The organism is Pseudomonas sp. CP-1, assembly GCF_021213715.1.
GTDB lineage: Bacteria > Pseudomonadota > Gammaproteobacteria > Pseudomonadales > Pseudomonadaceae > Pseudomonas > Pseudomonas aeruginosa.
The window spans coordinates 756,593-774,000 of record NZ_JAJQKY010000001.1; the positions used below are offsets into that span (position 1 = coordinate 756,593).

The 17,408-nt window shown below is 67.4% G+C and carries 20 protein-coding genes; 16 read left to right on the top strand and 4 right to left on the bottom strand.

What is annotated here, in order from left to right:
- Nucleotides 1–60: 60 nt before the first annotated feature.
- The 10 genes from LT948_RS03590 to LT948_RS03635 all read left to right on the top strand — a co-directional run bounded on the left by LT948_RS03590 (nucleotide 61) and on the right by LT948_RS03635 (nucleotide 9,425).
- A complete protein-coding gene (locus tag LT948_RS03590) occupies nucleotides 61–435 on the top strand; it encodes a chemotaxis response regulator CheY (protein WP_003083073.1) in 375 nt (124 codons plus the stop codon).
- A 19-nt stretch (nucleotides 436–454) separates the two neighbouring features.
- Nucleotides 455–1,243, top strand: coding sequence for a protein phosphatase CheZ (locus LT948_RS03595; RefSeq protein WP_003083075.1), 789 nt, complete (start codon nucleotides 455–457; stop codon nucleotides 1,241–1,243).
- A 200-nt stretch (nucleotides 1,244–1,443) separates the two neighbouring features.
- Complete coding sequence (locus tag LT948_RS03600; RefSeq protein ID WP_023081840.1) at nucleotides 1,444–3,705, top strand: chemotaxis protein CheA; 2,262 nt, start codon at nucleotides 1,444–1,446, stop codon at nucleotides 3,703–3,705.
- Between the two features lie 53 nt (nucleotides 3,706–3,758).
- Nucleotides 3,759–4,865, top strand: a complete 1,107-nt coding sequence (locus tag LT948_RS03605; RefSeq protein ID WP_003087115.1) for a protein-glutamate methylesterase/protein-glutamine glutaminase — start codon at nucleotides 3,759–3,761, stop codon at nucleotides 4,863–4,865.
- Between the two features lie 88 nt (nucleotides 4,866–4,953).
- On the top strand, nucleotides 4,954–5,694 hold the full coding sequence (locus tag LT948_RS03610; protein ID WP_003083089.1) for a flagellar motor protein: 741 nt from the start codon (nucleotides 4,954–4,956) through the stop codon (nucleotides 5,692–5,694).
- Between the two features lie 12 nt (nucleotides 5,695–5,706).
- The gene (motD, locus tag LT948_RS03615) at nucleotides 5,707–6,597 is read left to right on the top strand and encodes a flagellar motor protein MotD (RefSeq protein WP_003083090.1); all 891 of its coding nucleotides are present in this window, start codon (nucleotides 5,707–5,709) and stop codon (nucleotides 6,595–6,597) included.
- A gap of 94 nt (nucleotides 6,598–6,691) precedes the next feature.
- Complete coding sequence (locus tag LT948_RS03620; RefSeq protein WP_003083092.1) at nucleotides 6,692–7,480, top strand: ParA family protein; 789 nt, start codon at nucleotides 6,692–6,694, stop codon at nucleotides 7,478–7,480.
- A 91-nt stretch (nucleotides 7,481–7,571) separates the two neighbouring features.
- The gene (locus tag LT948_RS03625; protein WP_073657138.1) at nucleotides 7,572–8,462 is read left to right on the top strand and encodes a CheW domain-containing protein; all 891 of its coding nucleotides are present in this window, start codon (nucleotides 7,572–7,574) and stop codon (nucleotides 8,460–8,462) included.
- A 45-nt stretch (nucleotides 8,463–8,507) separates the two neighbouring features.
- Nucleotides 8,508–8,987: a chemotaxis protein CheW gene (locus tag LT948_RS03630; protein ID WP_003083098.1), complete on the top strand. Its 480-nt coding sequence runs from the start codon at nucleotides 8,508–8,510 to the stop codon at nucleotides 8,985–8,987.
- A gap of 30 nt (nucleotides 8,988–9,017) precedes the next feature.
- Nucleotides 9,018–9,425, top strand: coding sequence for a DUF2802 domain-containing protein (locus LT948_RS03635; RefSeq protein WP_034084340.1), 408 nt, complete (start codon nucleotides 9,018–9,020; stop codon nucleotides 9,423–9,425).
- A gap of 27 nt (nucleotides 9,426–9,452) precedes the next feature.
- Here LT948_RS03635 and LT948_RS03640 read toward each other — a convergent pair whose 3' ends face one another.
- Complete coding sequence (locus LT948_RS03640) at nucleotides 9,453–10,139, bottom strand: glutathione S-transferase family protein (protein WP_003133197.1); 687 nt, start codon at nucleotides 10,137–10,139, stop codon at nucleotides 9,453–9,455.
- Between the two features lie 108 nt (nucleotides 10,140–10,247).
- On the opposite strand from LT948_RS03640, the gene LT948_RS03645 reads away from it, so the two are divergent.
- The 4 genes from LT948_RS03645 (at nucleotide 10,248) to LT948_RS03660 (ending at nucleotide 13,379) form a co-directional block, all read left to right on the top strand.
- Complete coding sequence (locus tag LT948_RS03645) at nucleotides 10,248–11,219, top strand: helix-turn-helix transcriptional regulator (RefSeq protein WP_023095873.1); 972 nt, start codon at nucleotides 10,248–10,250, stop codon at nucleotides 11,217–11,219.
- 90 nt (nucleotides 11,220–11,309) lie between these two features.
- Nucleotides 11,310–11,726, top strand: coding sequence for a hypothetical protein (locus LT948_RS03650; protein WP_003083108.1), 417 nt, complete (start codon nucleotides 11,310–11,312; stop codon nucleotides 11,724–11,726).
- 59 nt (nucleotides 11,727–11,785) lie between these two features.
- The gene (locus LT948_RS03655) at nucleotides 11,786–12,508 is read left to right on the top strand and encodes a polyphenol oxidase family protein (protein ID WP_003087130.1); all 723 of its coding nucleotides are present in this window, start codon (nucleotides 11,786–11,788) and stop codon (nucleotides 12,506–12,508) included.
- A gap of 133 nt (nucleotides 12,509–12,641) precedes the next feature.
- Nucleotides 12,642–13,379 carry an SDR family oxidoreductase gene (locus LT948_RS03660; protein ID WP_003114285.1) on the top strand — a complete coding sequence of 246 codons (738 nt, stop codon included), beginning with the start codon at nucleotides 12,642–12,644 and terminating at the stop codon, nucleotides 13,377–13,379.
- 40 nt (nucleotides 13,380–13,419) lie between these two features.
- On the opposite strand, the gene LT948_RS03665 is transcribed toward LT948_RS03660, so the two are convergent.
- The 3 genes from LT948_RS03665 to fliK form a co-directional block, all read right to left on the bottom strand.
- Nucleotides 13,420–13,809 (bottom strand): hypothetical protein, encoded by a 390-nt coding sequence (locus LT948_RS03665; RefSeq protein WP_073657137.1) that lies wholly within the window; start codon nucleotides 13,807–13,809, stop codon nucleotides 13,420–13,422.
- Between the two features lie 92 nt (nucleotides 13,810–13,901).
- Nucleotides 13,902–14,237 (bottom strand): EscU/YscU/HrcU family type III secretion system export apparatus switch protein, encoded by a 336-nt coding sequence (locus LT948_RS03670; RefSeq protein WP_003133180.1) that lies wholly within the window; start codon nucleotides 14,235–14,237, stop codon nucleotides 13,902–13,904.
- Nucleotides 14,234–15,712 carry a flagellar hook-length control protein FliK gene (fliK, locus tag LT948_RS03675; RefSeq protein WP_021264539.1) on the bottom strand — a complete coding sequence of 493 codons (1,479 nt, stop codon included), beginning with the start codon at nucleotides 15,710–15,712 and terminating at the stop codon, nucleotides 14,234–14,236. The genes LT948_RS03670 and fliK overlap by 4 nt, the downstream gene beginning before the upstream one ends.
- 285 nt (nucleotides 15,713–15,997) lie before the next feature.
- Between fliK and ccmA the strand changes: the two genes are divergently transcribed.
- Together ccmA and ccmB are read left to right on the top strand one after the other, a co-directional pair.
- The gene (ccmA, locus tag LT948_RS03680) at nucleotides 15,998–16,699 is read left to right on the top strand and encodes a cytochrome c biogenesis heme-transporting ATPase CcmA (RefSeq protein WP_003140265.1); all 702 of its coding nucleotides are present in this window, start codon (nucleotides 15,998–16,000) and stop codon (nucleotides 16,697–16,699) included.
- A complete protein-coding gene (gene ccmB, locus LT948_RS03685; RefSeq protein WP_003083130.1) occupies nucleotides 16,696–17,367 on the top strand; it encodes a heme exporter protein CcmB in 672 nt (223 codons plus the stop codon). The genes ccmA and ccmB overlap by 4 nt, the downstream gene beginning before the upstream one ends.
- Nucleotides 17,368–17,408: the final 41 nt, after the last annotated feature.

Here is a 17,408-nt window from a genome sequence, read left to right on the forward strand (position 1 = left end):
TGTGTGGCGCGTCCCCTGGGGCGCGCTCTGGTCTGTACGGAGGTTTACTTGGACAAGAACATGAAAATTCTCATCGTGGACGACTTTTCCACGATGAGACGCATCATCAAGAACCTCTTGCGGGACTTGGGCTTCACCAATACCGCCGAGGCCGACGACGGCACCACGGCGCTGCCGATGCTGCACAGCGGCAATTTCGACTTTCTCGTCACCGACTGGAACATGCCGGGCATGACCGGCATCGATCTGCTGCGCGCGGTTCGCGCCGACGAGCGCCTCAAGCACCTGCCGGTGCTGATGGTCACCGCCGAGGCCAAGCGCGACCAGATCATCGAAGCGGCCCAGGCCGGGGTCAACGGCTATGTGGTCAAACCCTTCACCGCTCAGGTCCTGAAGGAAAAGATCGAGAAGATTTTCGAGCGGGTCAACGGCTGAAGCCGGCCAAGAGGGTGTCATGGTGCTTGGTAACGATTCCACGGGCGACGAATTCGAATCGACCCTGAAAAAACACGCGCGCGAACTGGTGGACTGTCTCGAACGGGGGCACTTCCAGCAGGCGGTGCAATTGATCCAGGAGCTCAGCCAGGCCAGGGACCGTGGCCTCTACCAGGAAGTGGGCAAGCTGACCCGCGAACTGCACAACGCCATCGTCGATTTCCAGATCGACCCGCATTCCCCCCACGCGCAGGAAATGTCGCAGATCGCCGATGCCACCGATCGTCTTTCCTACGTGGTGGAAATGACCGAGAAGGCCGCCAACCGGACCATGGACCTGGTGGAGCAGAGCGCCCCGCTGGTCAACCAACTGGGCGACGATTCGCGGGAGCTGCACCAGGAGTGGCAACGCTTCATGCGCCGGGAAATCGACGCCGACGGCTTCCGCGAGCTGGCCAAGCGCATCGAACAGTTCCTCGTGCGCAGCGGCGAGAACGCCGGCCAGTTGTCCTCGCAGCTCAATGACATCCTGCTGGCGCAGGATTACCAGGACCTGACCGGCCAGGTGATCAAGCGTGTCACCAAGCTGGTCACCGAGGTCGAGAGCAACCTCGTGAAGCTGGTCTGGATGGCCGGCCAGGTGGACCGTTACGCCGGAATCGAGCACGACCACGTGAGCATGCGCCACCAGGCCGCGCTGGAGCGTTCGGCCAAGGGCGAGGGGCCGCAGGTCGCCGCGGAAAAACGAGAGGATGTGGTGTCCGGGCAGGATGACGTGGACGATCTGCTGTCCAGCCTGGGTTTCTGACCCGCCCGGCTCAAGACTGCGGCATCGCTGCCGTTAAGTAAGCATTGAACGCTGGCATCCGCGGGCTGCCGGCACAGCCTTCGTCATGCCGGTGATCCCGGCGGGCGGGCTGAAGTCGGTCCGGAAAGCCGGGCCGGTATTTCCGGCAGGACAGCGGTCCTGCCGATCCTTTCGAGTAACACGTCTCTGGGAGCAGCCGAATGAGCTTCGACGCCGATGAAGAAATCCTCCAGGACTTCCTGGTTGAGGCCGGCGAGATTCTCGAGCAATTGTCCGAGCAACTGGTCGAGCTGGAGAGCCGGCCGGACGACATGGACCTGCTCAATGCCATTTTCCGTGGGTTCCATACGGTCAAGGGCGGTGCCGGCTTCCTCCAGCTGAACGCGCTGGTGGAATGCTGCCACATTGCGGAAAACGTCTTCGATATCCTGCGCAAGGGCGAGCGGCGCGTCAGCTCCGAACTGATGGATGTGGTGCTGCAGGCGCTGGATACGGTCAACGCGATGTTCGACCAGGTGCGCGAGCAGTCCGAACCGACCCCGGCGACGCCCGAACTGCTGGCGGCCCTTGCCCGCCTGGCCGAACCCGAGGGCGCCGCGCCCGCGGAACCTGTGCAAGCGCCGCCGGCGGCCGTTCCGCCAGCCGAGCCTGCGGCGCCGCCGGAAGCGCCCGCGCAGAGTGCCTCCAGCGATATCACCGACGACGAGTTCGAGCAGTTGCTGGATGCTCTCCAGGGCGACGAAGCGCCGGCCTCCGCCGTTGCAGAAGCGCCCGCGGCTCCTGCTGGCGACGAGATCAGCGACGCCGAGTTCGAGGCGTTGCTCGACCAGTTGCACGGCAAGGGCAAGTTCGTCCCGCCGGCGGTCTCGGCCGAGCCTGCGCAAGTCCCCGCCGAGGCGGTCGAGCCGGCCGCGGCTGCCGCTGGTGACGATATCAGCGACGACGAGTTCGAGGCGCTGCTCGACGAACTGCACGGCAAGGGCAAGTTCGGCGATGTCCCGGAAGCCGCCGGCACACCCGCCACACCGGCTGCCGCGGCTCCAGCGGCTGCGCCGGCGGAGCCGGGCAAGGCGCCGGCCGCCGCGGGCGGCGATGAGATCAGCGACGACGAGTTCGAGTCGCTGCTCGACGAACTGCACGGCAAGGGCAAGTTCAACGGCGCCTCCGAAGCCGTGGCGGCCGCCGCGGCGGTAGCCAAGAACATCGCGGCGAAGAGTCCCGCGGCGAAACCGGTCGCTCCGGCCAAGGCCGCCGCCGCGCGTCCGGCGGCGCCCGACAGGCCGGCGGCGAGCGAGGCGGAGACCACCGTGCGGGTGGATACGGCGCGTCTCGACGAGATCATGAACATGGTCGGCGAGCTGGTGCTGGTGCGTAACCGCCTGGTGCGCCTGGGCCTGAACAGTGGCGACGAGGCCATGGCCAAGGCCGTGGCCAACCTCGACGTGGTCACCGGCGACCTGCAGATGTCGGTGATGAAGACCCGCATGCAGCCGATCAAGAAGGTCTTCGGCCGCTTCCCGCGCCTGGTTCGCGACCTGGCGCGGAACATGAAGAAAGAGATCAACCTGGAGCTGGTGGGCGAAGAGACCGACCTCGACAAGAACCTGGTCGAGGCCCTCGCCGATCCGCTGGTGCACCTGGTGCGCAACGCCGTCGACCACGGCATCGAGAGTCCGGAGGAGCGCGAGGCCGCCGGCAAGCCGCGGGTCGGCCAGGTGGTGCTGTCAGCGGAGCAGGAGGGTGACCACATCCTCCTGATGATCACCGACGACGGCAAGGGCATGGACGCCGAGGTGCTGCGCAACAAGGCGGTGGAGAAGGGCCTGCTGGAGCGCGATGCGGCGGACCGCCTGACCGACCTGGAGTGCTACAACCTGATCTTCGCCCCGGGTTTCTCGACCAAGACCGAGATTTCCGACGTGTCCGGCCGCGGCGTCGGCATGGACGTGGTGAAGACCAAGATTTCCCAGCTCAACGGCACGGTCAACGTGTTCTCGCAGAAGGGGTCCGGCTCGAAGATCGTCATCAAGGTGCCGCTGACCCTGGCGATCATGCCTACCCTTATGGTGATGCTGGGCAGCCAGGCGTTCGCCTTCCCGCTGGTCAACGTCAACGAAATCTTCCATCTTGACCTGTCGCGCACCAATGTCGTGGATGGCCAGGAAGTGGTGATCGTCCGCGACAAGGCCTTGCCGCTGTTCTACCTCAAGCGCTGGCTGGTGCCGAGCGCGGCCCACGAGGAGCAGGGCGAGGGGCACGTGGTGATCCTGTCGGTCGGCACCCAGCGCATCGGTTTCGTCGTCGACCAGTTGGTGGGACAAGAAGAAGTGGTGATCAAGCCACTCGGCAAGATGTTGCAGGGCACCCCCGGCATGGCGGGCGCCACCATCACCGGGGACGGGCGCATCGCCCTGATCCTCGATGTGCCGAGCATGCTCAAGCGTTACGCACGGCGCATCTGACGCCGCGTATGGGTTTCCGGCGGCGCAGGAGCGTCGCCCTCTGAGGAGTAGCTATGGCAGTCAAAGTCCTGGTGGTGGACGATTCGGGGTTCTTCCGCCGCCGTGTCTCGGAGATTCTCTCCGCCGATGGACAGATCCAGGTGGTCGGCACCGCCACCAATGGCCGCGAGGCCATCGAGCAGGCGCTGGCCCTGAGACCCGATGTGATCACCATGGATTACGAGATGCCGCTGATGGACGGCATCACCGCGGTACGCAACATCATGCAGCGTTGCCCGACCCCGGTCCTGATGTTCTCCTCGCTGACCCACGAGGGCGCGCGGGTGACCCTGGATGCGCTGGACGCCGGAGCGGTCGACTACCTGCCGAAGAATTTCGAGGACATCTCGCGCAACCCGGACAAGGTCCGCCAGTTGCTTTGCGAGAAGGTCCTGACCATCGCCCGTAGCAATCGTCGCTCGATCAGCCTGCCGCCGCTGCCTTCGGCCACCTCGTCCAGCCATGCGCCGGCGTCGTCCTCCAGCCTCGGCGCGAGCGCGCGTGCCAGTGCCGGCGCGTCGCCGGCCCCGGCGTCGACCTCGGCGGCGCCGAAGCGCAAGGCCTACCGGCTGGTCGCGATCGGTACCTCCACCGGTGGACCGGTTGCCTTGCAGCGGGTGCTGACCCAGTTGCCGGCCAACTTCCCGGCGCCGCTGGTACTGATCCAGCACATGCCGGCGGCCTTCACCAAGGCTTTCGCCGAGCGCCTCGACAAGCTGTGCCGGATCAGCGTCAAGGAAGCAGAGGACGGCGACATCCTGCGTCCCGGCCTGGCGCTGCTGGCGCCGGGCGGCAAGCAGATGATGGTCGACGGCCGCGGCACGGTGCGCATCCTCCCCGGCGACGAACGCCTGAACTACAAGCCCTGCGTCGACGTGACCTTCGGCTCGGCGGCCAAGGCCTACAACGACAAGGTCCTGGCGGTGGTCCTCACCGGCATGGGCGCCGACGGACGCGAGGGTGCGCGCCTGCTCAAGCAGGGCGGCAGCCAGGTGTGGGCGCAGGACGAGGCCAGTTGCGTGATCTACGGGATGCCGATGGCCGTGGTCAAGGCCAACCTGGCGGACGCGGTGTACGGGCTCGACGACATCGGCCGGCACCTGGTCGAGGCGTGCCAGTAAGCGTGCGTGCAGGAATGAGGAGACTGCCTTCGATGGCCACCCACGTGACGACCTGCGCGCGCCTTCGCCGAGCCGAGGGGACGCGCTGATGGATGTGCTCAGCCTGGTCGGGATCATCCTGGCGTTCGTCGCCATCGTCGGCGGCAACTTTCTCGAGGGCGGCCACGCGGGGGCCCTGCTCAACGGTCCGGCGGCGCTGATCGTGATCGGCGGCACCCTGGCCGCGGCGCTGTTGCAGACCCCGGTGAACGTGCTCAAGCGCGGCCTGGGCATGCTCGGCTGGGTGTTCTTCCCGCCGCGCGAGGATCTTTCCGGGGGAATCGACCGGATCGTCTCCTGGAGCATGACCGCGCGCAAGGAAGGCCTGCTCGGCCTGGAGAGCATCGCCGACGCGGAGCCCGATCCCTATGCGCGCAAGGGCCTGCAACTGCTGGTGGACGGCGCCGAGCCGGAAGTCATCCGCAGCATCCTCGAGGTCGACCTGTTCACCCAGGAAAGCCGCGACTTGCAGGCCGCCAAGGTGTTCGAGAGCATGGGCGGCTATGCGCCGACCATCGGCATCATCGGCGCGGTAATGGGCCTGATCCATGTGATGGGCAACCTGGCCAACCCGGCGCAGCTCGGTAGCGGCATCGCCGTGGCCTTCGTCGCCACCATCTATGGGGTCGGCTTCGCCAACCTGCTCCTGCTGCCGATCGGCAACAAGCTGAAAACCCTGGTACTGCGCCAGTCGCGCTACCGCGAGATGCTCCTGGAGGGCCTGCTGTCCATCGCCGAGGGCGAGAACCCGCGTTCCATCGAGTTGAAGCTGCAAGGCTTCATGGACTGACCGGAGCCGAGCATGCAGCGTCGCCGTCGCCACCAGGAGGAACACGAGAACCACGAACGCTGGCTGGTTTCCTATGCCGACTTCATCACCCTGTTGTTCGCCTTCTTCGTGGTGATGTATTCGATTTCCTCGATCAACGAGGGCAAGTACAAGATCCTCTCGGAGACCCTCACCGGCGTGTTCAACCAGCCCGACCGCTCGTTGAAGCCGATTCCCATCGGCGACGAGCGGCCGCGCACCACCGAGCCGGAGCGCACCAGCGTCGAGGAGCAGCCCAGCGACAACGCGGCCAGCGCCGACTCGCTGGAGCGGATCGCCGACAGTGTGCGCGATGCCTTCGGCGACTTGATCGCCTCCGACCAGTTGAGCGTGCGCGGCAACGAGCTGTGGATCGAGATCACTCTCAATTCCAGCCTGCTGTTTCCCAGCGGCGATGCGCTGCCCAACGATGCCGCCTTCGATATCGTCGAGAAGGTCGCCAAGATCCTGGCGCCCTACAAGAACCCGATCCATGTCGAGGGCTTCACCGACGACGTGCCGATCCATAGCCCGCGCTATCCCACCAACTGGGAACTGTCGGCGGCGCGGGCGGCGAGCATCGTCCGCCTGCTCGGCAACGATGGGGTCGAGCCGTCGCGGATGGCTGCGGTGGGCTATGGTGAATTTCAACCGGTGGCAGACAATGCCAGCGCCGAAGGGCGGGCGAAGAACCGCCGGGTGGTGCTGGTGATCTCGCGCAACCTGGAGGTACGGCGCAGCGTCAGCGGGGTCGGCAGCGGCAAGGCGCAGCCGGATTCGGCACTCCGCCACGCAGGCTCGGCAGCTGGCACGCAAGCTGCAGATACTGGCGGTACGCCGGCGCCCGCGCCGGCAACCGTCAATTCCCCGTCGCCTTCGCCATGAGCGCGCGAACCATGGTTTGCGTACGGGCGCCGGGGCCGAACTGGCCATTAGCGCGGCCCCAACCGGGTAGACCCATGCCAGGAAGAGTAGAGCAATGAAAGTCTGGGCAGTCGCCAATCAGAAAGGAGGGGTCGGCAAGACCACCTCGTCCATCGCCCTGGCCGGCCTGCTGGCGGATGCCGGCAAGCGCGTGGTCGTGGTCGACCTGGACCCCCACGGCTCGATGACCAGCTATTTCGGCTATGACCCGGACACCCTCGAGCACAGCGCCTTCGACCTGTTCCTGCACCAGGGCAACGTCCCCGAGGGGCTGCCGGCCTCGCTGCTGCGCAGCACCAGCAACGAACGCATCTCCCTGCTGCCGTCGAGTACCGCGCTGGCCACCCTGGAGCGCCAGTCGCCGGGCAAGAGCGGTCTCGGCCTGGTGGTCTCGAAAAGCCTGGCGCAGCTCTGGCAGGATTTCGACCATGCGATCATCGACAGCCCGCCGCTGCTCGGCGTGCTGATGGTCAATGCCCTGGCCGCCAGCCAGCACCTGGTGATTCCGGTGCAGACCGAGTTCCTCGCGGTGAAAGGGCTGGAGCGGATGGTCAACACCCTGGCGATGATCAACCGGTCGCGCAAACAGGCGTTGCCCTATACCATCGTACCTACGCTGTTCGATCGGCGGACCCAGGCTTCGCTGAGCACGCTGCGGATTCTCAACGAGAACTACCCGGACAACCTGTGGCAGGCGTTCATTCCCATCGATACCCGCCTGCGCGATGCCAGCCGGGCCGGGGTCACGCCGTCGCAACACGACGGCAAGAGTCGCGGGGTGATCGCCTACCGCGCCTTGCTCAAGCATCTGCTGGCGCAGCAGCCGGCCACCCGGGTGGCCTGATGGCGCGCCGGTCGCCGCGCCGACAGGCGCATTCAAGCCGCACCGGAGTGCGGCCGATAACCGTTGTAGACCCCTGTCGCGGAATACCCACATGAGCGCCGCCACCGCCACCCGTTCGCAACTGGCCTTGCAGTCCTACCTGGATGCGTTGCTCCAGGAGGCCACTTTCGAGGACCTGGAACCTCCCGTCGAGACGCCGCCAGCGCCTGCGCCCTCGCCGTTGAAGCCTGTCGCGCTGGCGGTCGCCGAAGTGGCGACACCGGCCCCGGCGCTGGAAACGCTGCCGGTCGACCACGGGTTCGACGAGTTCGAGGCCGCGGTGCTCGAGGAGCAGGTCCGCGATGCGCGCCTGGTTCCGCCGGCGCCGGCGGCCCTGCTCGACGAACCGACGACGTTGCGCGAGCTGCCGGTCGAGCCACGGCCCCACGAGGTCATCGAACTGCGCGTGCCGAGCGCCCCGGCGAGCGCCAGCGAGCCGGCGCTGCTCGACCTGCCGCTGCTCGACGACGGTCGTCCGGCCTGGGCGGCGGAGCCCTTCGAGTGCCTGCTGTTCGACGTCGCCGGGCTGACCCTGGCGGTGCCGCTGGTGTGCCTCGGCTCGATCTATCCGCTGGAGAACCAGGAACTGACCCCGTTGTTCGGCCAGCCCGACTGGTTCCTCGGCATCCTGCCGTCGCAGGCGGGCAACCTGAAGGTGCTGGACACCGCACGCTGGGTGATGCCCGAACGCTACCGCGACGACTATCGCGACGGCCTCAAGTACGTGATCTCGGTCCAGGGCTACGAGTGGGGGCTGGCGGTGCACCAGGTGAGCCGCTCGATCCGCCTCGACCCGGCCGAGGTGAAATGGCGCAGCCAGCGTAGCCAGCGGCCCTGGTTGGCCGGCACGGTCATCGAACACATGTGTGCGCTGCTGGATGTGGCGGCGCTCGCCGAACTGATCGCCAGCGGCGCCGTCAAGCGCCTGCACGGCGACCATTGATAGACAGCTTCCGCCGCTTGCGGCGGTTTTCGAGAGGTTAGGGGAATGAGCAAAGCCACCGCGCAAAGCGCCGAAGATCCGATCCTGCAGTGGGTCACCTTCCGCCTGGACAACGAGAGCTACGGCATCAACGTGATGCAGGTCCAGGAGGTGCTGCGCTACACCGAGATCGCCCCGGTGCCGGGCGCGCCGAGCTACGTGCTGGGCATCATCAACCTGCGCGGCAACGTGGTCACGGTGATCGACACCCGGCAGCGCTTCGGCCTGGACCCTGCGCCGGTCAGCGACAACACGCGGATCGTCATCATCGAGGCGGACAAGCAGGTGGTCGGCATCCTGGTCGACAGCGTCGCCGAGGTGGTCTACCTGAAGCAGTCGGAAATCGAGACCGCGCCGAACGTCGGTAACGAAGAATCGGCCAAGTTCATCCAGGGCGTCTGCAACAAGAACGGCGAGCTGCTGATCCTGGTCGAGCTGGACAAGATGATGACCGAGGAAGAATGGTCGGAGCTGGGCAGCATCTGATGCGTTCGACCGACACGAGGGCCTGCTGAGATGGAGGTCGTCGCGCTGGCACTGGCGCTCGCCGCCTGCCTCGGCCTGGCGGCGGCGTGCCTGTGGCTGCGCCGTGAATTGCGCCACCTGCAAGCTGCGCTGGCGCAGCAGGCGGAGGAGGGCGCCGCGCGCGAGCGCCGGCTCAAGGAGCTGAGCAAGCGCATCGAGTCCTACCAGCAGGTCAACGTGCGCATGGGCGAGGCCTTGCAGGACCTCGGCAAGCAACTCGCGCCGCTTCCCGACCGGGTCGCGCGCCTGGAGCAGCGCGATCCGACCACGCTGTCGTTCAGCCAGGCCGCACGCCTGGTCGGGCTCGGCGCCAGCGCCGAAGACCTGACCCAGGCCTGCGGTCTGTCGCAGGCCGAAGCCGAGCTGGTGGCGCGCCTGCACGAAGCCAAGGGCAAGTGACGGTCGCCGGCCCGGCGCTGGCGCTTTTCAGGCGAGCAGGCGGCTCGCCACTTCTGCCAGTGTCACCTCTCCCCTGAACTCCCCGCAGCTCTGCGCCGGCAGGCGATCCTCGATGGCATGGGCGAAGCGCACCGCCGGGTCCTGCTCCAGCTTCTCCAGGTGTCGATGCAGGCGCGGAAAGTCGTGTTGCAGGTCGAAGTAGCCCAGCTCCCGTCCCCAACGAGCGGTACCCGCGAGGTAGGCGTCGGCCACGCTCGGCCCTTCGCCGGCCAGCCACTTGCGGTCGCCGAGCAGCTTGTCGATCCGGCCATAGGCTCGCGCCGCGCGCGCCAGCGCCCTTGCCGTCGTGGTTGCGTCGGCGTCCTCCAGATAGAACAGGGCCCCCCAGGCCGAATGGCATTCGGTATGCAGGAGAGCGAGGGCGAAGTTCAGTTCGTCGAACTCGGCGCTGCCCTGCGGATAGCCGAGCTTCCTGCACAGGTCGCGCGCCGCCAGGTGCTGGAGAATAGCCAGGCTTTCGCTGAGCGCGCGGCCGTCCTCCAGGAGCAGGGTGGGCGTCTGGCGAGCCGGGTTCAGGCGCACGTAGGTGCGCTCGCCGGTCTCCAGCGGCATCTCGATCCGACACAGGCGATAGGGGCGGCCAAGCCACTCGAGGGCCACGATCGAGCCGAAGGAACAGCCGTGGGGTACGCCATAAAACAGTACAGGTTCCATTTTCCATCTCCGTTCAGGTAACGCACGTTGCGCATCGCAACTGGGCTGAACGCAGGGTAGGGGTGATATAGGCTATATTCGGTCCTGATTTTTCCGGTGGATCGAAAAATGTCCAAGCCCACGGTGCGCGTGCTCGCCCTGCTCGAACTGCTGCAGAGCCACGGCCAGCTCAGCGGTAGCGAGCTGGCCAGGCGCCTGGAGGTGGATGGACGGACGCTGCGTCGCTATATCGTCGCCCTCGAGGAGCTGGGCATTCCCATCTCGGCGGAGCGCGGACGCCATGGCGGTTACCGCCTGGTGGCCGGTTTCAAGCTCCCGCCGCTGATGTTCAGCGCGGAGGAAACCCTGGCCGTGTCCCTCGGCCTGCTGGCGGTGCGCAGTCTCGGCCTGGGCGAAAGCGAGCTGGCCCTGGAAAGTGCGCAGGCCAAGCTGAGCAGGGTGATGCCCGTTGCGCTGCGGCGGCGCCTCGTGGCGCTCCGCGAGACCGCCAGCCTGGACCTGGCCCGCGCCCGGGCGGGAACCAGTGTGGCGGCGCTGGCGACCCTCGCCGAAGCCGCCCAGGTCCGTGCGCGGGTCGAGTTCCGCTATCGCGACCCGCAGGGCGCCGAAACCCTCCGCCAACTCGATCCCTACGGCCTGGTCTATCGCAACGGCTGCTGGTACGTCAGCGGTTTCTGCCACCTGCGCCAGGCGTTGCGCTCGTTCCGTCTCGATCGCCTGGACGCGCCGCGCATGCTGGCAGAGCGCTTCGAGCGACCGGCGGATTTCGATACCCTCCGCCACCTGCGGGAGAGCTTCGCCCGGATGCCGCGCGCCTACCCGGTGGAAATCCTGATGCGGGCTGCGAGGGAGCAGGTGGTCGCGGTGCTCGGCGAGCCCCTCGGTCTGCTCGCCGAGGTCGATGGCGGTACGCTGTTGCGCGCCAGCACCGACGACCTGGACTGGTTCGCCCGGCGCCTGTGCGGCCTGCCGTTCGACTTCGAGGTCAGGCAGCCGCTGGAGTTGCGCGAGCCGTTGAGGCGCCAGGCCGAGCGTGTCCTGCGTAACCTGGGCCAGGAGGAAGCTTCGGATCACAGGTAGGCATTTAGAGGAAAAGTCCTATTAATTGCGCGGCTGCCGCTTTCTAGAATCAGTCCTGGTCAACCCGCACGTTTCCAGGAGGCCACAAGGATGCCTGCAATACCCCTGCGCGCCATGGTGCTGTGCGCCAACCCCGGCCGTCTGCTCAGGTACGGAGCGCTGTTCAACCGCTGCGGCTACTTCCACCTGAGCCTGTGCCTGGACCGACGGGAGCTGCGGCGCTCCCTGGACCAGGGTTACCCGTACGACTATTGCCTCTACGACGGATTCCGCCTGGACCAGGGCTGCAAGGGCACGCTGGCGATGCTGGGACGCAGCGGCAGCATCCGGCGCTTCCTGCTGGTGGGCGAACTCGATTGCCGCGAGAAGCGCCTGTTGTTCGAGTGGAGCAGAGGCCATGGCCTGAGCATCGGCGCGGTGTCCGACCGGCCTTTGGGCCAGGTCGCCCTGGCCGCGTTGATCAAGCGTGATCGCGGCTGCCCCGACCTCCTGCGCGGCATCGCCTGAGGCGGTTCCCGGGAAGATGAGGTAAGGTCGTTTTCCAACCTTCCATGGCGAGACAGCGCATGACCGTCCAGGCCGACATCCTCAAGGCGATCGAAGGCATCGAGCATGGCTTCCAGCAAGCCGGCCAGGCACTCTCCGAGCGGATATTCCATTGCCGGCAGGTGCATGGCGCCGAGATCGTCGACGCGCGCTCGCTGTCGGAATCGGGACGGCATGCCGCCGACGGCGTCTTCAGCGAAGGGCCGTTGGCGGTCGCGGTGGTCACCGCGGACTGCCTGCCGATTCTCATGAGCAGTCGCGACGGTCGGGTGGTGGCCGCCCTGCATGGCGGCTGGCAGGGGCTCGTCGCCGGTATCGTCGGCGCGGCGGTGGCGCGCTTCAATGCGCGCGGCGTCGCCAGCGCGGACATCCGGGTCGCCATCGGTCCCGGGATCAAAGCCTGCTGCTACGAGGTGAGTGCCGGGTTCATCGAGGCGTTGCAGGTCGGCCACGGCCGCCTCTGGGAAGGCGCGGCGCCTCCCTGGAGCCAGCGTCGTCCGCTCCCCGAGCGGCCGCCCCGGTTCGCTCCGCCCGAGCCAAGGCAGGCGGAGCAGGGCGCCTGGCTGGACCTGGTGGCCTTCTGTCGCCAGTTGTTCCAGGCCGCCGGCGTCGGGCCGGCGCAGATCGAAGCCAGCGCCGTCTGCACCTACTGTTCCGGCGATGCGTTCGCCAGTCATCGCCGACGCCAGCGCCTGGGCGAGGAGAAGCGTCAGCAGTACGCCTGGATCGCGCGCAAGCCGTGACCGCGTATCGGTATTGTCCGGAAATCCTGGATAGTCATGACGGTTGTCGGCTGTTTATCCGCCAATAGCCGGCTTCTAGACTTTTCTTGTCGATGCGTGGCTGTCGCCACGCTCATTCCAGGAGAGTCCCAGCATGCCTGACATCACCCAAGCCGCCATCGTCACCGGCGCCTCCCGCGGCATCGGTCGCGCCATTGCCCGGCGGCTGGCCGCCGACGGTTTCGCGGTCGCGGTCAACTATGCCAGCAACCAGGCCATGGCCGACGAGGTCGTGGCCGAAATCGTCGCCGCCGGCGGCGCGGCCATCGCCGTGCAGGGCGACGTGGCCAGCGCGGAGGACATGGACAAGCTGTTCGAAGCCACCAGGGGCGCCTTCGGCCGCATCGACGTGGTGGTCAACAGCGCCGGCACGATGCCCTACCTGAAGATCGCCGATGGCGACCTGGAGGGCTTCGACCGGGTGATCCGCACCAACCTGCGCGGCGCCTTCATCGTGCTCGGCCTGGCTGCCCGGCATGTCGAGCGCGGCGGACGGATCATCGCCCTGTCCACCAGCGTGATCGCCCGGGCGCTGCCCAGCTACGGTCCGTACATCGCGTCCAAGTCCGGGGTCGAGGGGCTGGTGCACGTGCTGGCCAACGAGTTGCGCGGCCAGGACATCAGGGTCAACGCGGTGGCGCCCGGCCCGGTGGCCACCGAGCTGTTCTTCAACGGCAAGAGCGCCGAGCAGATCGACCAGATCGCCAGGCTGGCGCCGCTGGAGCGTCTCGGCGAGCCGGACGAGATCGCCGCGGCGGTGTCCTTCCTCGCCGGGCCGGACGGGGCCTGGGTCAACTCCCAGGTGTTGCGGGTCAACGGCGGTTTTGCCTAAGCCGCTGTACCGGGACGACGCGTCGAAGGTTTCGGCTGCGCTATCTATCGGTTCCTTTCCCGCTGTCGGCCCGTTGCGAGTCGGCGTCGCGTCTACGCCAATAGTCGTCCTCATCGGTCTGGCGTTCGCTCAGCCGTTTCCCGCTGCGTGCGTCGAACTCCAGGATCCAGAAGGTGGCAGGCTCCTTCTGGTCGTCGCGAAGGTAGCTTCGGTAGGTGAAGCGGTCCCTATCCTGAAGCAGGACCACGCGGTCGATGGTTCCTTCGTGATGGCGTACCTTGGCTTGCCGATTGATGCGGAACTCCGGAGTCAGCCGGTGCCGATCGATGATTGCATCCTTTTCCTCGTCGCCGAGGATGGCCGGGGCGGCCTGGACATGGCTGGCGATAAGCAGCAGGGCGGCGAGGAGGAGGGGGCTTGGCGAGGGCATGGGCGGCCTGGGAAGTGGCAGGTGGACTGTGCTGGGACCGCTCTCGCGGATTCCGGTTCCGGCGCTTCGGTTTCGACGTGTGGCGGGTTCGCTCAGTCTCCGGGACCGCCGAGCAGCAGCATCTCGTCGCCATCCGCGGCGTCCGGCGCGAATCCCTCGGGACACTTGCCTTTCAGGTGCCAGGCGAAGGCGATGATCTCGGCGATGGTGCGATACAGCGCTTCCGGAATGGCGTCGCCGAGTTCCAGGCGGGCGAGCAGGCGGACCAGCTCGGCGTTCTCGTAGATCGGTACCTCGTAGTCGCGGGCGATGGCCAGGATCGCCTCGGCCAGTTCGGCGTCGCCCTTGGCGGAAAGGGTCGGCGCGGCCTGGCCGTCGTAGCTCAGGGCGATGGCCTGGCGCGGGGCGGGTGACTGCTTTCTGTTCATGCGGTTTCGTCTACCCAGCGTTGTTCGATGGTCGCTCGCGGGCCCTGGGGCGGGCGGCCGCGCTGGCAGGTGATCTCGCCAACGGTCAGGCCGGCGTCGCGCAGGCGTTGGCGCAGGTGGCCGAGTTCATGCTCGACCAGCCGCGCGGTCGCGTCGCGCTCGGCCCAAAGCTGGCTGGACAGGCTGCCGCGCAGCAGGGTCGCCTGGGCGTGCAGCGGTCCCAGCGGCTCCAGGTCGAAGGCCAGTTCGACGCGCCAGAGGCTTTCGCGGGCCTCTTCGCCGGTCTTGCGCTGTTCTTCCTGGAACTTCACCTGCAACGGTACCACCGAGTGCTGATGGCGCATGGGCACCTCCATCTGCCAGGTCGCCAGTTGGGTGCCATCCGGCAGGGTACTGGTCTGCGCCAGGCTCGACAGCTGATGGGTCTGCAGGCGGGAGATCGCCGCGGCGGCAAGGCGCAGCAGCGACTCCAGTTCCATGTCCTCGTCGAACAGTTGGAGAACCTTGCTCGGCAGGGGAAAGTTCAGTGCCTGGGTCTTGTTGGCGCTCTGTCCCAGGTTGCCCAGGGCGTTGCGGACAAAGGCCGGCAGCGCCTGGGCCAGGTTCGCCATGTTGCCGGCGAACATGCCCGGCGCCTGGGCGCCGGTCGGCGGCAGCGGCGACAGCTGGGCGAACAGGCGCAACAGGTTGGCCTTCAGGTCCTGGCCGAGATGATCGGTGGCGCCCTGCATCAGGCGCGCCTCGAGGAACAGGCCGCTCTGCTGCAGGGCCTGGCCGAGCAGCTTGGAATCGCCCATCTTCTGCGCCTCTGGCAGGCCGGCGAAGAGGCGCTCCACGGCCTGGCGCAGGCTGTCCGGCAGGTCGTTGCGGCCGTTCAGCCCCTGCAGGGCGGCGAACAGGCCTTCCAGGGAAGCCTGGCGGGCGCTCTGCCCGGCCAGTTGCTGGCCCAGCGCAAGCTGGTCGAGGCGTCCGCTGAGCGGCAGGAAGTCGATCTGCTGGCTGTTTTTCACCAGCGCCGTGAGCAGGCTGCCGACCGGCAGCGCCTGGGGCGAGTCGAGGCTCAGCTTGCTGCCGGCGAGCGGCGTGTTGAGCAGGTTCAGCAGGACCCGGTAGACCACCTGCTGGGCCTTGTCCGCCGGCAGCGCGGTGCTGGACAGGACCTTGCCCTGGAGCAGGGTGCCGGGCGGCAGTTGCTCCAGGTCGAGGCTGCTCAGCGGGCCAGCGCCGGCCATGCTGTCGAGCAGGGTGGCAACCACGCTGGCGCTGCTGGTGGCGCTGACGTTGAGCAGGTTGCCCGGCACCAGCGGCCGGTTGCTCTGCACTTCCACCAGGCTCTGCCCGCTGTTCGCCAGGGTCAGCTTGAGCAGGACCTGGAAATTGTTCGCCAGGCCCTCCTTGACCGCCAGCACCTCGGCCTTGCCCGACTCGCCTTCGCCCAGCAGGCCGGCCAGAGTCTGCACCAGCTTCAGGGTCATCTCGGCGTCGGCCTGGGCGTTGCCCTGCGATTGCGCCGGCGGCAGCGGGCGCGGGGCGGAAACCGGGGGTAGTGATGGGGAAGCGCCTATCTCGGCTGGCATGGGTAACAACCTGTCTTAAACGACCCTGCGGAGGCTGGGGAAGGGCGTGTATAATGCCGCGCCTGTCAAACAGGCTGGCCGCGTCGTCACCAGTATAGCGGCCGTGTTTATCCCGACTTTAGGGTCTGTTCCGTGAAGGCCTCCGGCGCCGCGACGAGGAGAGACGCTTGGCGATGTTGTTCGATGTCCGATCCTGCTGAAGTCCCCACAGCCAGCCCCTTGCTGGAAACCGTCGGGCTCGCCTGCGAGCGCGACTGGCGCATGCTGTTCGAGCGCCTCGACCTGCGCCTGGCCGCCGGCGAGATGTTGCAGGTGGTGGGTCCCAACGGCAGCGGCAAGACCAGCCTGCTGCGCCTGCTGTCCGGACTGATGCAGCCGACCGCCGGGGAAGTCCGCCTGAACGGCCGGCCGCTCGCCGAACAGCGCGGCGAACTGGCCCGCAGCCTGCTGTGGATCGGCCACGCCGCGGGAATCAAGGGCCTGCTCAGCGCCGAGGAGAACCTCACCTGGCTCTGCGCGCTGCACCAGCCGGCCAGCCGCGAGGCGATCTGGCAGGCCCTGGCCGACGTCGGCCTGCGTGGCTTCGAGGACGTTCCCTGCCACACCCTTTCCGCCGGCCAGCAACGCCGCGTGGCGCTGGCCCGCCTGTACCTGGACGCACCGCCCTTGTGGATCCTCGATGAACCCTTCACCGCCCTCGACAAACAGGGGGTGGCGCAACTGGAAGCGCACCTGGCCGGGCATTGCCAGCGCGGCGGGATGGTAGTGCTGACCACCCACCACAGCCTGCAGCAGGTGCCCGCCGGCTACCGCGAGCTGGACCTCGGTGCGCTCAAGGCGGCCAGCGGCGCGACGGTCGAGCCGGCGCTGGGCGATCCGGCATGAGCAACGTCTTCAGCCTGCTTCTGGCGCGCGAGGCGCGCCTGCTGTTCCGCCGACCGGCGGAGCTGGCCAACCCGCTGGTGTTCTTCGCCATCGTCATCGCCCTGTTCCCCCTGGCGGTCGGGCCGGAAAGCCAATTGCTACAAACCTTGTCGCCCGGCCTGGTCTGGGTGGCGGCGCTATTGGCCGTGCTGCTCTCGCTGGAAGGGCTGTTCCGCAGCGATTTCGAGGACGGTTCTCTGGAGCAGTGGGTCCTTTCGCCGCACCCCCTGGCTCTTCTGGTGCTGGCCAAGGTGCTGGCACACTGGCTGTTTTCCGGGCTGGCCCTGGTCCTGATGTCGCCGCTGTTCGCGCTGATGCTGGGCCTGCCGGCCCGTTGCATACCGGTGCTGCTGCTTTCCCTGTTGCTCGGTACGCCGGTGCTGAGCCTGCTCGGCGCCGTCGGCGCGGCCTTGACCGTGGGCCTCAAGCGCGGCGGCCTGTTGCTGGCGCTGCTGATCCTGCCGCTGTACATCCCGGTGCTGATTCTCGGTAGCGGGGCGCTGCAGGCTTCGTTGCAGGGACTGCCCAGCAGCGGACATTTATTGTGGCTGGCGAGCCTGACGGCGCTAGCATTGACACTCACGCCATTCGCCATCGCTGCCGGCCTGAAGATCAGCGTAGGCGAGTGAGTCCGCCCGCCGAAGGCATCGGCGGGCGTGCGGTACCGGGC

What these genes read in the sequence shown, in the direction of transcription:
- LT948_RS03670 (WP_003133180.1), bottom strand. Translation starts at nt 14,237, where the DNA reads ATGAACAGAAAGCAGTCACCCGCCCCGCGCCAGGCCATCGCCCTGAGC.
- LT948_RS03625 (WP_073657138.1), top strand. Translation starts at nt 7,572, where the DNA reads ATGAGCGCCGCCACCGCCACCCGTTCGCAACTGGCCTTGCAGTCCTAC.
- LT948_RS03595 (WP_003083075.1), top strand. Translation starts at nt 455, where the DNA reads ATGGTGCTTGGTAACGATTCCACGGGCGACGAATTCGAATCGACCCTG.
- LT948_RS03605 (WP_003087115.1), top strand. Translation starts at nt 3,759, where the DNA reads ATGGCAGTCAAAGTCCTGGTGGTGGACGATTCGGGGTTCTTCCGCCGC.
- LT948_RS03635 (WP_034084340.1), top strand. Translation starts at nt 9,018, where the DNA reads ATGGAGGTCGTCGCGCTGGCACTGGCGCTCGCCGCCTGCCTCGGCCTG.
- LT948_RS03620 (WP_003083092.1), top strand. Translation starts at nt 6,692, where the DNA reads ATGAAAGTCTGGGCAGTCGCCAATCAGAAAGGAGGGGTCGGCAAGACC.
- LT948_RS03600 (WP_023081840.1), top strand. Translation starts at nt 1,444, where the DNA reads ATGAGCTTCGACGCCGATGAAGAAATCCTCCAGGACTTCCTGGTTGAG.
- ccmA (WP_003140265.1), top strand. Translation starts at nt 15,998, where the DNA reads ATGTCCGATCCTGCTGAAGTCCCCACAGCCAGCCCCTTGCTGGAAACC.
- LT948_RS03610 (WP_003083089.1), top strand. Translation starts at nt 4,954, where the DNA reads ATGGATGTGCTCAGCCTGGTCGGGATCATCCTGGCGTTCGTCGCCATC.
- LT948_RS03650 (WP_003083108.1), top strand. Translation starts at nt 11,310, where the DNA reads ATGCCTGCAATACCCCTGCGCGCCATGGTGCTGTGCGCCAACCCCGGC.
- LT948_RS03640 (WP_003133197.1), bottom strand. Translation starts at nt 10,139, where the DNA reads ATGGAACCTGTACTGTTTTATGGCGTACCCCACGGCTGTTCCTTCGGC.
- LT948_RS03590 (WP_003083073.1), top strand. Translation starts at nt 61, where the DNA reads ATGAAAATTCTCATCGTGGACGACTTTTCCACGATGAGACGCATCATC.
- ccmB (WP_003083130.1), top strand. Translation starts at nt 16,696, where the DNA reads ATGAGCAACGTCTTCAGCCTGCTTCTGGCGCGCGAGGCGCGCCTGCTG.
- LT948_RS03645 (WP_023095873.1), top strand. Translation starts at nt 10,248, where the DNA reads ATGTCCAAGCCCACGGTGCGCGTGCTCGCCCTGCTCGAACTGCTGCAG.
- LT948_RS03630 (WP_003083098.1), top strand. Translation starts at nt 8,508, where the DNA reads ATGAGCAAAGCCACCGCGCAAAGCGCCGAAGATCCGATCCTGCAGTGG.
- fliK (WP_021264539.1), bottom strand. Translation starts at nt 15,712, where the DNA reads ATGACCCTGAAGCTGGTGCAGACTCTGGCCGGCCTGCTGGGCGAAGGC.
- LT948_RS03660 (WP_003114285.1), top strand. Translation starts at nt 12,642, where the DNA reads ATGCCTGACATCACCCAAGCCGCCATCGTCACCGGCGCCTCCCGCGGC.
- motD (WP_003083090.1), top strand. Translation starts at nt 5,707, where the DNA reads ATGCAGCGTCGCCGTCGCCACCAGGAGGAACACGAGAACCACGAACGC.
- LT948_RS03655 (WP_003087130.1), top strand. Translation starts at nt 11,786, where the DNA reads ATGACCGTCCAGGCCGACATCCTCAAGGCGATCGAAGGCATCGAGCAT.
- LT948_RS03665 (WP_073657137.1), bottom strand. Translation starts at nt 13,809, where the DNA reads ATGCCCTCGCCAAGCCCCCTCCTCCTCGCCGCCCTGCTGCTTATCGCC.